The following is a 12,246-nucleotide window of genomic DNA, read 5'->3' as shown; positions in this document are numbered from 1 at the left end:
GAAGCGGGCGGCGGCCGTGGTCCCCGGGGCCGTACCGCGAGGCGCCCCGGTCTCACTCCGCCGGGGCCGACAGCCACTCGGCGACCGCGTCGGCCACCGGCTGTTCGGTCTCCAGCTCCACGAAGCCGAACTGGCCGCCCTGGTTGCACTCCAGGAACCACCAGGTGCCCTCGGCGTCCTCGGCGAAGTCGAAGGCACCGTAGGCGAGGTGCGCCAGCTCCATATAGCGGACGACGGCACGGCGGACCCGGTCGGGCACCGGAACCGCCGCCCAGGTGTGCCCGGTCTCGCCGTACCGGCCGTCGACCTGCCCCGGGGCGGCCACCTTCCGGGCGGCGAACAGTTCGTCCCCCACCACGGTCAGCCGGATATCGGCCTCCTTGGCGACATACCGCTGGAGCAGGGTCGGCCCCGCGGCCACCTCGGAGAAGTCCGCGTCCGGCGGTACCAGGGTGGTCGGCAGCGCCATCGGGGGGTCGCTGGGCGGTTTGCCCGATACCGCCTTCACCACCACATGCCGGTACTGGTCCGCGAACTGCCGGGCCACCTGCGGATAGGTGGTGATCACGGTCGCGGGTACCGGGAAGCCGCTGCGGTGGGCGATCCGCAGCTGCCACGGCTTCAGCCGGGCCCTGGCAGCCGCGCCGGGCTCGTTCATCCAGCGTGCGGTCGTACTGTGCAGCATGCCGTAGAGCGCCTGTCCGCTTTCGGCGGTCAGCCACGGGGACGGCTCGGGCGCCCGCTCGGCCGGTTCGCCGGGCCTGCGCACCCAGATGGCGCGCAGGCTGTCCATGCTGACCACACGCCCGCCGGTGGACAGATAGCCGCGGAACTCGCCCCGGACGTACTCGGCGGAGAGCGTACCCTCGCCCGGAAGGTCGCCGGGGTCGAACCGGACGAGGGGGACGCCGCGTTTGTGGAGCTGCGCCACCACCATGTCCGCGGTCACGTCCTGCTCGCTGGTCAGGATCAGCACCGTCATTGTCGTTCGGGGCGTCAGTCGTCGAAGTGGGTCGCGGAACCCGCCGTCGATGTGGTGGTGCCGACCGCGGCCAGCAGGGCCCGGTCCATGATGGCGGGGCGACCGTCCGGCAGGACGTTCAGCTGGAGGGTGGCGTCGTACGAGTACTGATCGACGACGGGCGACAGCTCGGCCGGACGTGCGTAGTTCCACGCGAACGGTTTCATGCTTTTCTCCCTGCCCCGCTCGGGACTGTTCTCGGGCCACTGTGTGACCGCGTAAGGAGCAATACGCGACCGCGATGTAGCCAGTTCATCACGGTCCGTCATATTGCGGAAAAAGCTCGCCAGGAAACGTCCGACCGACTCCCCGACCGCATATGCGACGGCGAACACGACGACACCGAAGGGCCGTTGACGTTTTCCTGTCACACAAGGAGACGCTTGAACCGGCAATTTCGTGCACCGGAAAGTGGAGTGACATCCGTCACCATCTGACTCACCGGCCACACCGGCCCCGATCACCCCGCAATTCACTCCCACACCTCCGCTGTTGGATAAACAGAGTGTGATGGCGCGTTTCTCTTCGGTGAGTTCTGCCCGTCCGTGACCCGGTGGCCACGGAAATACCGGAGCGCGGTTCCGCTGCCCGGCAGACGGCGCGGGTCGTCCGCGAATGGGCCGTGCTCCCCCGTCCTTGTCACGGCCCCGCGACTGCGGGCGTACGACATGCCGCTACCAGGCTCGCACACGGCTTGGCGATTTTCGCCGGTGCGCACCACCGATCGTGCCGGGATCGTCACTCGCACGGCATACAGGGACGGCAAAAGACGCATTTCAGATACGTTCGCGTACGCATCGCGCCGCACACCGGAGAACGTTCCGGCCGTACGGGCATTCGCCCGGTGGCAAGCGCTATCACCGGACCGGCCCGCCGGGGATCGCCGCCGGGCGGGTGTTCGGCGGGAATGGGCGGGAAGGCGGTGTGCGGGTGTCCTGTACGGGAACGCGGGGCGCCCCGTACTCCCCCGTCAGGACAGCAGCATATTCACGGTGTCGGAGAATCCCCGCCAGGCCTGTTCCAGATCGGCCGTCGCGGTGTGCGGCGCGCGGAACCAGGCGACGAAGGCGTCGACGTCCTCCAGGCTCCACCGCAGCCGGTAGAGCGCCAGGGCGTCGGGGTCCGGCACCCGGCCGGTGAGCCGGGCGTACCGGTCGAGGTCGGCGTCGTCCCGGGCGACCAGCCACAGATCGCGTTCGGGGAGGGCGAGTCCCGCGGTGTCCCAGTCCAGGAGGAACCGGCGGTCGCCGTGGCGCAGGATGTTCCCGGGGTGGGGTTCGCCATGGGTGACGACCGGGGCGGCACCGCGTGCCAGGACGCGGGCGGCGAGCCGGTCGAAGTCGTCGAGGCGGCCACGGACGGCCGCGGCGTGCTCCGCGAGGAGCTTTCGGGCGGGTTCGGAGCGGGGGCCGCCGGTCCACGGCTCCCCCACGGCCGCGAGGGCGGCCTCCAGCCTGCCGCGCGCGGACAGTTCGGGCGAGAGGGTCCGGGCGGCCGCGGGGGGCTTCTCGCCGTGCAGGGCGGCGAGCATTCCGACGGCGGCGGCGCGCTCATCGGCGGCCGGTTCGTCGCCGAAGCCGCCCGCCGCGCCTTCGAGCCAGGGGAAGACGGCGACCGCGTACCGTTCGCCGATCCGGCGGACCGTCTCCCCGCGCGCGGTCCGCAGCGGGGCCACCACGAATCCGCCGTCCGCCGGGCCGAGCCCGCGGTCGGCCAGTGCGGCGGCGGTGTCCATGGCCCGGCGCAGTCCGTGCCAGGCCGCCTCGGGACCGATCCCGCAGTGATACTTCTCCGTCAGGTCGGAGAGGGTGACGAAGCGCCGCCCCGAGGGGGTCTCGGCCGTCCAGTGGTAGTCGCCGAATCCGAGGGGGACGTAGCCGAGGGCGGCGGTGCCGGGTCCCCAGTGGTCCAGGGCCCGCCGGAGTGCGGATTCGTCGATGCCCTCGGGCCGGTCTTTCATGGGGTGAAGGTAACCCGGGGCGGGGAGCCGGGGCACATGGATATCCGGGCTCCGGGGCGGACTCGGCCGGTTCCGTCGCCGGGGCCGGGACTCCGGCCGCCGCACGGCGCCGACCGGTGTCCCTTTCCGGTGGTACGGGGTGGCCCGGGGGCTGGTCGCACGTTTCACCAACCCTCGGGACCTGTCCCGTCGACGGCCCGTCGGGCGTCGCGGGCCCGCGGCCTCAGTCGGCGCTAAGGCACGGCCGGGCCGTCCTCCGGCTCCGCGCCGATGAGGTGGAAGCCGGGTTTCGGGTGCATCAGGAAGTCATGGTGCGAGATGTTCCAGGCGTACGCCCCCGCGAGGGCGAAGACCACCCGGTCCCCGGCCCGCAGACCGGGTGCGGCGACCGCGCGGGCCAGGACGTCCTTGGGGGTGCAGAGCTGTCCGGTGAGGGTGACGGGGCCTTCGGCGGGCGCGGTGGGGCGGGGCCAGGGGTGGGGCCAGTCGCCGACGGGCAGCACGGTGTGGGGCTGGGCGTGGCCCCGGGTGACCGGGGTGCGCAGATGGTGGGTGCCGCCGCGGAGGACCGCGAAGGTCTCGCCGTGGCTCCGTTTCACATCGATGACCTCGGTGGCGTACCAGCCGCAGTACGCGGTCAGGGCCCGGCCGGGTTCGATCCGCAGGACGGTGCCGGGGTGTCCGGCGGCGAGCCGGGTCAGTCCGGTGCCCAGGGCGGCCCAGTCGAAGCGGTCGCCGGGGCGGGTGTAGTCGACGGCCATCCCGCCGCCGACGTTGACCTCGGGCAGCGGCACTCCGTGCCGGGCCGCGAGCGCGGCGGACCAGTCGACGACCGAGCGGGCGATGGCGAGGTGTTCGGATGCGGTCAGTCCGCTGGCGAGATGGGCGTGGACGCCCCGCCAGCGCAGCCCCGGATGACCGCCGCCGGTGAGTTCCCGCAGCAGGTCCTCCGTTTCGGCGGGGTCGCTGCCGAACGGTGAGGGGCTGCCGCCCATGGCGAGGGCGCTGGTGGCGGGGACTCCCCCGGCGACGGGGAGGTTGACCCGGAGCAGCACCCCGGCGGGCGGCCCGCCGTCCGGCCGGAACTCGTCGGCGAGGGCGGACAGCTGGTGCAGGTCACGGGCGCTTTCGACATGGAAGAGCGACACGCCTCGGCGGAGGGCGGCCGCGGTCTCCTCGGGGGTCCGGCCGGGGCCGCCGAAGGCGAGCGGGCGGCCGGGGACGGCGGCGGCCACCGCCTCGAGTTCGCCGCCGGAGGCGACCTCGTAGCCGTCGGTCCAGGGCGAGAGGGCGCGCAGTATCGCGGGGTCGGGGTTGGCCTTGGCGGCGTAGTACAGCTCGATCCGGTCGCCGAGGGCCGTCCGGACCCGGGCGGCGTGGTCGCGCAGGGTGTGGAGGTCGTAGACGTACGCGGGCAGCTCGCTCGCGGGCAGGGAGCGGACCAGGGTCTCGACGGCGGACTCCGGCGGGCGCGTCGGGTCCGGGCTCGCGAGATCCGGACGCGCGGGTTCCAGGGGCGGGGCGACGGGGGGCGGGGTGGTGCCGGTCATCGCGGGCTCCGTTCGGCGTCGGTCTTGTGGGCCTGGTGCAGCACGTTCTCGGCGAGCGGCGAGGGCAGCCGGACATATCCGGCATGGCGGTCGGCGGAGCGTTCCCAGCGGGTGAGGAGGTTGGCCTTGGCGGGCAGCGGTACGCCCGCCAGCAGGGCGCTCAGCTCGGGCGGGCAGCCGTGTTCGTCGGCGTACCGCCGGATGGTGCGGCGGACCTCGGACCAGAGGGCGGCCTCGGTCTGCGGGTGGAGGTCGGCCAGGGCGGCGAGGAGTTCGGCGACATGGTTGACGAGGAGGCAGTAGACGACGCGGTCCCAGCCGCGCCGGGCGTCGTAGGTCATGGGTCCGGCCACTTCCGGCGGAAGGGCGGCCAGGGCTTCGGCGTGGTGGCCCGGGAGGAGCTTGGTGCCCTCCAGGTCGCGGAAGAGGATCTGGGCGGGCCGGCCGTCGTCGCCGATGCCGACGACGACGTTCTGGAGGTGGGGTTCGAGGACGAGGCCGTGGTCGAAGTAGGCGGCCAGGACGGGCGGGATCAGCAGGGCGAGGTAGGCGCGCCACCAGGCGAGTGCCGTCGCCGGGTGGGCGGCGGGGCCGAGGGCGGAGACATGGCCGGGCCCGGTGGGGTACTCGTCGGCGACGGAGGCCGCGAGCAGGGGGGTGACGCCGGGCCGGAGCCGTCCGTCGAGCCCTTCGCGGACGATCACGCCGAAGCCTTCGAGGAGCGAGGTGACGGGGCGGCCGTCGGGTCCGGGGACGGCGAGGCTGCGGTAGGCGGGTTCGCGCAGGACGGCGGTGCCGGGGAAGCGGTCCGCGAGGTCGCCGAGGGCGGGGCCGAGCAGCCGGGTGAGGGCGACGGCGCCGGAGAGTTCGTAGGCGGCGTTCTTGCGGAGGCAGTTGGTGATGCGGACGTTGAGGCTGAATTTGAGGAAGGTCTCGCCGTCGTAGAGGGTGCGGACGGAGGCCGTGGGGGTGAAGCGGCGGCGGCCGGTGCCGAGGTCGAGGATGTCTCCGGTGGCGATGAGGGGGGCGAGGGCCGGGCCGAGTTCGCCGTACTGCCAGGGGTGGGCGGGGAGCAGCCGGTAGCCGGGCGGTACGGGGGCGAGCCGGTCGAGGGCCCGTACGGCCGGTCCCGGTTCGGGGTCGGCGTACTCCTCGGCGACGAGGTGGTCGCGGACGGCGAGCAGGCGCAGCGGGAAGGAGACCCCGGCTTCGGGGGCGTAGCTGGACCAGGCGGCGGGGTCGCCGCTGTGGGCTTTGGGCGTGGGGTGGAAGCGGTGGCCGAGGGCGAGGGACTGCTCGGAGGCGAGATAGGCGGCGAGCCGGTGGTCGGCACCGGTGGGGCCGGGGTGGGGCAGGGCCCGCAGGGCGGAGGAGACGCCTCGGTGGCTGGCGGTGATCTGGCCGAGGAACTCGTCGTTGGGTACGCCGGTGCGCAGCGACAGTTCGGTGTGGGTGTATTCGGCGAGGCGCCGCCAGTTGACGGCGGACCAGCGGCCGTCGCGTTCCTCGGTGACGGGTCCGGTGAAGCGGTGGGCGCCCAGCAGGGACGTACGGCGCAGGGCGACCCGGAGGAGTACTCCGGCGCGCGGCAGCCGCAGCAGTAGCCGTCCGCCGCTGACGGCGGTCTGGCGTTCGGGTCCCGAGACCTCCCGGAGCAGACAGTTGAGGAGTGTGTGGGTGACGGCCTCCTCGGGGGTGGGCAGTTTGGCCGGGGGCCCGGCGAAGGGGGTGGGGCGGTCGGATGTGGTGCTGGTCATCGAGGGTCACTCCCCCGCAGCAGATAGTTGGGTCCGGTGGTGTAGTGCTTGTTGATGTCCAATGCGCCTGATCTCTCCTTGGCCAGCAGGGTGCCCGCCGTGACCATGGCCTTGACGGGCAGTCGGGCCGCGTCCAGCACCCGGGCGCGCAGCAGCGCCCCCATCTCTCCGGGGCCCGTGCCGAGGCGCTGTGCCGCCTCGGCGAGCCGGTCCCGTATCAGGCCGAGCAGCCGGTCGAGCGGCGGATGGCCGCGGCGGGCGAGCCCGAAGGCGTAGGCGCCCGCGCAGAGATGGACGGTGATGGTGGTGAACAGGTCGAGCAGGGCGCGGTCGTCGTCGGTGACGATGCGCCGGTCGTCGAAGCGGGACGTCTCGAACACGCCGGTCGCCTCGACCGCGTCGCCGAGGGCGGCGCGCAGCCGGCCGGGATGTATGCGGGGGCCGTCGTTGTCCTTGAGGAGGAGGCGGGGGCCGCAGGTGCCGTGGGAGGCGGTGGTGTCGTAGAGCAGGGTGATGTTCTGCTGGTGGGATTCGAGGGCGATGCCGTAGCCGAGCAGGGTCGTCTGCCAGTCGAAGAGGAGGGTGAGGACGGCGTCGAGGAGGGCGAGGGGGTCGCCGCCGTGGAAGCGGTCGGCGAGCCGGTCGACGACGAGTCCGCCGCCGGGCGCGGGGGCGAGCAGGGCGGCGAGGGGGACGGCGGTGGTGGTGCCGGGGTCGAGTCCGGGGGGCGGGCGGCGGACGAGGACGGCGAGGAGTTCGTGTCCGGCGTGGGCCCAGGCGGTTTCGTCGGCGTGCAGGACGGTGTGGCGGAACCGGGGTTCGCGGTCGGCGACGGCGGTGATCAGCCGCTGGGCGGCGGCGCCGTCGGCGAGGGTGCCGGGTTTGATGGTGCGCCGGTTGAGGGCGCCGAGGGTGGCGGTGGCCAGCGGCATCTTGAGGTGGACCGCGGGGTCGTGGACGAGGGAGACGGTCCGGGTCGACAGGGTGGGGACGACGTCGTGGTGGGGCAGGCCGGCGAGGACGGCGCGGCCGGTGAGTCCGGTGGCGTCCAGGGCCCGGCGCAGGGGCGCGCCCGCGGTGAGCGGGTGGACGGGGAGGGTGCGGTGGGTGGTGTCGAGGTGGTGGGGCAGGCCGAGGGCGGAGGGGGGTGGGCAGATGTCGTCGAACCGGCCGGTGGCGGTGACGGCTTCGTCGGGTACGGCGAGCCAGCGGAGGCGGAACCGGGGGTGGAATTCGGGGGCGTAGGCCCGTAGCTCGGTCTCGGTGAATCCGGAGCGGCCTCGTCCGGTGGGGTGGACGGGGTGGTCGATCCGGGCGGCGAGAGTGTCGAAGGCGAGCGCGGCGGCGGGTCCGGTCCAGTGGGCGGGGTCGGGTCCGTACCGTTCGCCGAGGTCGTTCCGTACGGTCTCGTCGGTGGCGCGGTGCAGCCGTACGGTCGCGTCGGCCTGCCGGCACTCGGCCTCCAGGGCGGCGAAGCCGGGCCGGTCGCGGGGGTCGGCGACGGCGGCGAGCGCGCCGAGGACGGCGGCCGGGCCGGTGAGGTCGGTGCCGTCGGATTCGCGGCGGAGCAGGGGCAGCCGGACCTGGGTGCCGTATTGGAACGCGGGCGTGGTGGTGCGTACGGGCAGCAGCAGGGCGTCCCCGGGGGCGGGCAGCCGCAGCCAGGCGCCGTCGGGCAGTTCGATCCGGGTGGTACGGCTCCGGAGGCCGACGGCGTCCTCCCGGAGCAGGGCGTCGAGGACGCCGAGGAGGGTGGGGGCGTCCGTCACGGGGTGATCTCCCAGCTCTGCCGGGCGAGGAAGCCGGCCACGGCACGGTCGACGGCGGGCTGGTCGGGGCCGAGGGCGCGGACGATGCCGAGGAAGTCGCGGTTGGTGCCGTAGAGGGGGTGGGTCTCGCCGACGGCCCGGGTCGGACGGTAGGTCAGGGTGACGTCGCCGAGGGTGAGATCGGCGGGTCCGGGGGCGGCGGTGAGGGTGCCGGCCCGGTCGGCCAGCGGGTAGTCCAGCCGGGCGGCGCCGCCGGTGCGCAGTCCGAGGTCGGCGGGGAGTTCCTCGCCGAGGTGGACGCGGAGGACGTACTGGAAGAGGGGAATGCCGATCAGGCGTTCGAGGAGCAGATCGCACTGGTCGCCGATGGCCCGGTAGTTGACCTCGATGATCCGGGCCCGGCCGTGGTGGACGACGAATTCGGTGTGGCAGACGCCGAAGCCGACGCCGAGGACGGCGAGGGCGTCGAGGACCTGGGCGACGACGGGGGCGGGGTGGGCGGGTTCGTAGGTCAGCCGCTCCTCGATGAAGTACGGCAGCGGGGAGAGTTCGGTCCGGAATCCGCCGATGACGTGGAGGCGGTCGCCGTCGCCGAGGGTCTCCAGGGTGCCGAGGGCTCCGGGCAGGTACTCCTCGGCGACCAGGGCGGCGCCGGGGCGCCGGGTCCTGATCTCGGCGCAGCGGCGGTGGAACTCGGTCTCGTCGGCGATATGGACGACGTCTTCGCTGGCCACGCCTTCGCGCGGCTTGAGGACGCAGGGGTAGGGGACGGCGGTGAGCGCGGCCGGGTCCTGGCCGGCCGCCAGTTCCACACTGCGGACGGCGTGTCCGGTGGCGGCGAGGGCGCGGCGCATCTGGGCCTTGTCCTTGACCCGCAGGGCGGCCCGCCAGTCCTTGGCGGGGAGGCCGAACCAGTCGGCGACCAGGGCCGTGGTGGCCTGGAGGTGGTCGCTGTTGCTGAAGACGGCGTCGGGAGCGCGGCGTGCGGTGACGGCGCTGATGACGGCGTGGTGGTCGCGGACGTCGCACTCCACGACGTCGAGGCCGGGGTGCCGGTCGCGGTGGGCGGCGGGCTGGTCGGTCAGCAGGGTGACGTCGAGGCCGAGGGCGCGGGCGGCGGGGAGGAAGCCCTCGGAGACCGAGTCGGTCGGGTTGAGGGCGAGAAGGTAGATCCGCCGTCCGGCCGGCGGGCCGTGGTGGTCGCCGGACCGTGGCCGGGGGGCCGGTCCTTCCGGGGGGAACTGACGGGTCTGCGTGGTCTGCATGGGTGAAATACTTCCGCGCGCCCAGGTGCTGGGGAGGGGACGGGGGAGAGCCGGGGCAGCGGGCCGGGCGGGGTCGGCGGACCGTTCGCGGGCCGGGGCGGGCGGGACGGGGTCCCGTTCGGCGGGTACGGCGGCGGTCGGCGCGGCGGGCGCTCCGGGCCCGCGGGGGGCCGTGGCTGCGACCGGGCGTCCGTCCCGCGGATCGGCCCGGCGGGCGGCGGTCCGGTCGCTCTGGATCATGCGCCGGAGCTTAGGTTAGGCACCCCTAACCGCGCCAATTCCGCGTGTCGTGGGCTCAGTTCGCACACCGTAGGACGATGTGGTTAAGGTGAGCCTTACCTTCACCGCCCCGTCCGCTTTCCGGGCCGCCGTACCACCGACGCGCCGTACCACCGATTCGGCGTATCGCTGATGCGTCATCACCGTTTCGCCGTACCTTCGTTTCGCCGAATCGCCGCCCGGCGGTATCACCGCTTGTCGCACCTTCGTATGCCTGTTGCGCTATTTTCACCGTTTCGCCGTCTCACCGCAGCACCGTGTGTCTTTTCAGCCGTTTCGCCGTTCCATCTCCCTGTAGTTCTGTCGCATTTCCGTTCCGCCGCACGCCCGTTTCGCGTTCCCCGCCGTCCGCCGGCGCCCTACGGCTCTTCCCGCCGTGGCGCGCCGCCGTCCCGGTGCCGCCCCGCGCGGATCCTTCGGGCCGGGCGCCGCGAACGCGTTCCATCCCGTGAGGAGTAGTCCCCGTGCCTCTGGCCCCGGCGCCCGCACCTGCCGGAGCTGCGCTCAGCTGCTCCACCCTGATGGACTCCACCTACCGCAGGCTCGCCGCGGTCTGCGGGGCGACGCCCCGGATCGAGGTGGCCGCGGTCCGCTCCCCCACCCGCCAGGGCTGGACCTCGGGAGCCGAACTCGCCTACCACCCCGAACTGCTCGAGGGCTTTCTGGCGGCCGAGGCGGCCGGGATCGAGGAGCTGCACGGCCGTCCCGCCCGGCCGGACGTGGTGGCGTCCCGCGCGCTGCACGCCTGCCTGTGGGCGGCTTGTCTGCTGATCGCCGGGCCCTGGTATCTGGAGCGCCGGGTGCCGCTGGCGCGCCCCGAGGACATCCGGTTCAGCCGGACGACCGCCGGGCCCGCCGTCGTACCGGGCCCCTTCGTCTGTCTGCCCGACGATCCGGCGGCGGGGCTGCCGGGGGTGACGGTCGCCCCGGACGAGAACGCGCTGCGCCACCGGCTGCGGGAGACCGTGGCCGATCACGTACGGCCGCTGCTGGCGGCGCTCGGGCCGCGGCTGCGCCGGGGGCCGAGGGCGCTGTGGGGCATGGTCGGCGACGATCTGGTCTCCGCCGTCTGGCACACGGGCCGGATGCTGGGCGACGAGGAGCGGGCCGTGTACGAGGCGGGGCTGCTGCTGCCCGGACCGGTCGGCCCGTTCCACGGCGGGGCGGACTTCCGCCGGCTGACGGGCCGTGACGGGCGGAGCTATCCGACCCGGACCCGCCGGGGGTGCTGCCTCTACTACGCGATCCGGCCCGACGCGGCATGCGCGACCTGCCCCCGGACGGACGACGCGGAGCGGCTGCGGCGCCTGGAGGAGCCGGGCGCCTGAGCCGCCCCCGCGCGGCGCGTCCCGATGAATCCGGATCTTTGGTACACACGGGCCCATGCGCCCGGAGACACTGATCCTGATCATGGCGGCCGCCGTGCTGGCGCCCCTGCTGGCCCATGCGGCGGGGCACTGGATCCGGGTCCCGCTGGTCGTCTTCGAGATCGTGCTGGGGATCCTCATCGGGCCCGATGTCCTCGGCTGGGCCGAGCCGGACGCCGTCGTGGACACCCTCTCGCAACTGGGTCTCGCCATGCTCATCTTCCTCGCCGGGTACGAGATCGACTGGGGCGCCGTCCGCGGCGACACGCTCCGGCGGGCCCTGTGGGCCTGGCTCGTGGCGCTCGCCCTCGGGCTGGGCGTCGCCCTCGGGCTCGCCGGTGGCGATACGGCCCGGGCCGTCGTCATCGGGACGGCTCTCACCAGTACGGCGCTGGGGACCGTGCTCCCGGTACTGCGGGACTCGGGCGATCTGAAGGGCCGGTTCGGGACGGTGATGCTGGCGTTCGGCGCCGTCGGCGAGTTCGGGCCCGTGATCGCCATGGCGGTACTGCTGAGCGGCCGCGGACCGGCCGAGTCGGTGGTGCTGCTGACGGGGTTCGCCGTGGTGACGGCGCTCGCGGTGCTCTGGGCGCTCCGGCCGCGCCCGCCGTGGTTCTCCCGGGTGATCACCGAGACCCTGTACAGCAGCGGCCAGTTCGCCGTCCGGTTCGTGATACTGCTCCTGGTGTCGATGCTGGCGCTGTCGGCCGTGTTCGGTCTGGACACCCTGCTGGGGGCGTTCGCGGCGGGGGTGCTGACCCGGATCGTCCTCGACCGCGCGGCGCCGGAGAGCGGCCCCGAGGTACTGGGCCGGATCGAGGCGCTCGGCTTCGGGTTCCTGGTGCCGCTGTTCTTCGTGGTCACCGGGATCGAGTTCGATCTGGCGGCCCTGCTCGCCGGGGGCCGCGCCCTGGCGCTGCTGCCGTTGTTCCTGCTGCTCTTCCTGGTCGTACGGGGGCTTCCGGTGGCCCTGCTGGCACCCCGCGACCTGGGACGGGCGGACCGCCGGGCGCTGACCCTGCTCTGTGCCACCTGCCTGCCGCTGGTGGTCGCCATCACCACCATCGGGCTCGACCAGGGGACCGTGACGTCCGGGGAATCGGCGGCGCTGGTGGGTGCGGCGATGGTGTCCGTCCTGCTCTTCCCCCCGCTGGCGCTGCGGCTGCGGGCCGGTCGCGGTACCGCTACCTCGGTCACGGCCTGCTCGTCCAGCGGGTGCAGCGGCTCGTCCGTCGGCGACAGCAGCTTCTCCGGCCGCATCTCCCGGCCCAGCAGGTG

General features: G+C 73.7%; 9 protein-coding genes. 2 read left to right on the top strand and 7 right to left on the bottom strand.

All coding sequences use genetic code 11. The features are described from left to right. Positions 1-52 precede the first annotated feature (52 nt). The 7 genes from tgmB to ABZ714_RS24545 all read right to left on the bottom strand — a co-directional run bounded on the left by tgmB (position 53) and on the right by ABZ714_RS24545 (position 9,322). Complete coding sequence (tgmB, locus tag ABZ714_RS24575; RefSeq protein WP_358827480.1) at positions 53-982, bottom strand: ATP-grasp ribosomal peptide maturase; 930 nt, start codon at positions 980-982, stop codon at positions 53-55. Positions 983-996: 14 nt separating this feature from the next. Then, a complete protein-coding gene (tgmA, locus tag ABZ714_RS24570) occupies positions 997-1,188 on the bottom strand; it encodes a putative ATP-grasp-modified RiPP (protein ID WP_358827479.1) in 192 nt (63 codons plus the stop codon). A gap of 803 nt (positions 1,189-1,991) precedes the next feature. Continuing rightward, the gene (locus tag ABZ714_RS24565; RefSeq protein WP_358827478.1) at positions 1,992-2,981 is read right to left on the bottom strand and encodes a phosphotransferase; all 990 of its coding nucleotides are present in this window, start codon (positions 2,979-2,981) and stop codon (positions 1,992-1,994) included. A 233-nt stretch (positions 2,982-3,214) separates the two neighbouring features. Continuing rightward, positions 3,215-4,531, bottom strand: coding sequence for a type III PLP-dependent enzyme (locus tag ABZ714_RS24560; RefSeq protein ID WP_358827477.1), 1,317 nt, complete (start codon positions 4,529-4,531; stop codon positions 3,215-3,217). Then, entirely contained in the window at positions 4,528-6,288 is a 1,761-nt protein-coding gene (locus ABZ714_RS24555; protein WP_358827476.1) for an IucA/IucC family protein, read from the bottom strand. Before ABZ714_RS24555 ends, ABZ714_RS24560 begins: the two co-directional genes overlap by 4 nt. After that, positions 6,285-8,057, bottom strand: a complete 1,773-nt coding sequence (locus tag ABZ714_RS24550; protein WP_358827475.1) for an IucA/IucC family protein — start codon at positions 8,055-8,057, stop codon at positions 6,285-6,287. Before ABZ714_RS24550 ends, ABZ714_RS24555 begins: the two co-directional genes overlap by 4 nt. Next, entirely contained in the window at positions 8,054-9,322 is a 1,269-nt protein-coding gene (locus tag ABZ714_RS24545) for an ATP-grasp domain-containing protein (RefSeq protein ID WP_358827474.1), read from the bottom strand. Before ABZ714_RS24545 ends, ABZ714_RS24550 begins: the two co-directional genes overlap by 4 nt. 743 nt (positions 9,323-10,065) lie before the next feature. Between ABZ714_RS24545 and ABZ714_RS24540 the strand changes: the two genes are divergently transcribed. Beyond that, entirely contained in the window at positions 10,066-10,929 is an 864-nt protein-coding gene (locus ABZ714_RS24540; RefSeq protein ID WP_358827473.1) for a (2Fe-2S)-binding protein, read from the top strand. Between the two features lie 55 nt (positions 10,930-10,984). Further along, a partial coding sequence (locus tag ABZ714_RS24535) for a cation:proton antiporter (protein WP_358827472.1) occupies positions 10,985-12,246 on the top strand: 1,262 nt, incomplete at its 3' end.

The sequence above is a fragment of the Streptomyces sp. NPDC006798 genome (assembly GCF_040635975.1).
GTDB lineage: Bacteria > Actinomycetota > Actinomycetes > Streptomycetales > Streptomycetaceae > Streptomyces.
Note: the sequence above shows the minus strand (reverse complement) of the source record. Positions and strands in the feature narration are given on the sequence as shown.

Excerpts from the sequence above, each read along its gene's own strand:
- tgmA (WP_358827479.1), bottom strand. The coding sequence starts at position 1,188 with ATGAAACCGTTCGCGTGGAACTACGCACGTCCGGCCGAGCTGTCGCCC.
- ABZ714_RS24560 (WP_358827477.1), bottom strand. The coding sequence starts at position 4,531 with ATGACCGGCACCACCCCGCCCCCCGTCGCCCCGCCCCTGGAACCCGCG.
- tgmB (WP_358827480.1), bottom strand. The coding sequence starts at position 982 with ATGACGGTGCTGATCCTGACCAGCGAGCAGGACGTGACCGCGGACATG.
- ABZ714_RS24545 (WP_358827474.1), bottom strand. The coding sequence starts at position 9,322 with ATGCAGACCACGCAGACCCGTCAGTTCCCCCCGGAAGGACCGGCCCCC.
- ABZ714_RS24555 (WP_358827476.1), bottom strand. The coding sequence starts at position 6,288 with ATGACCAGCACCACATCCGACCGCCCCACCCCCTTCGCCGGGCCCCCG.
- ABZ714_RS24565 (WP_358827478.1), bottom strand. The coding sequence starts at position 2,981 with ATGAAAGACCGGCCCGAGGGCATCGACGAATCCGCACTCCGGCGGGCC.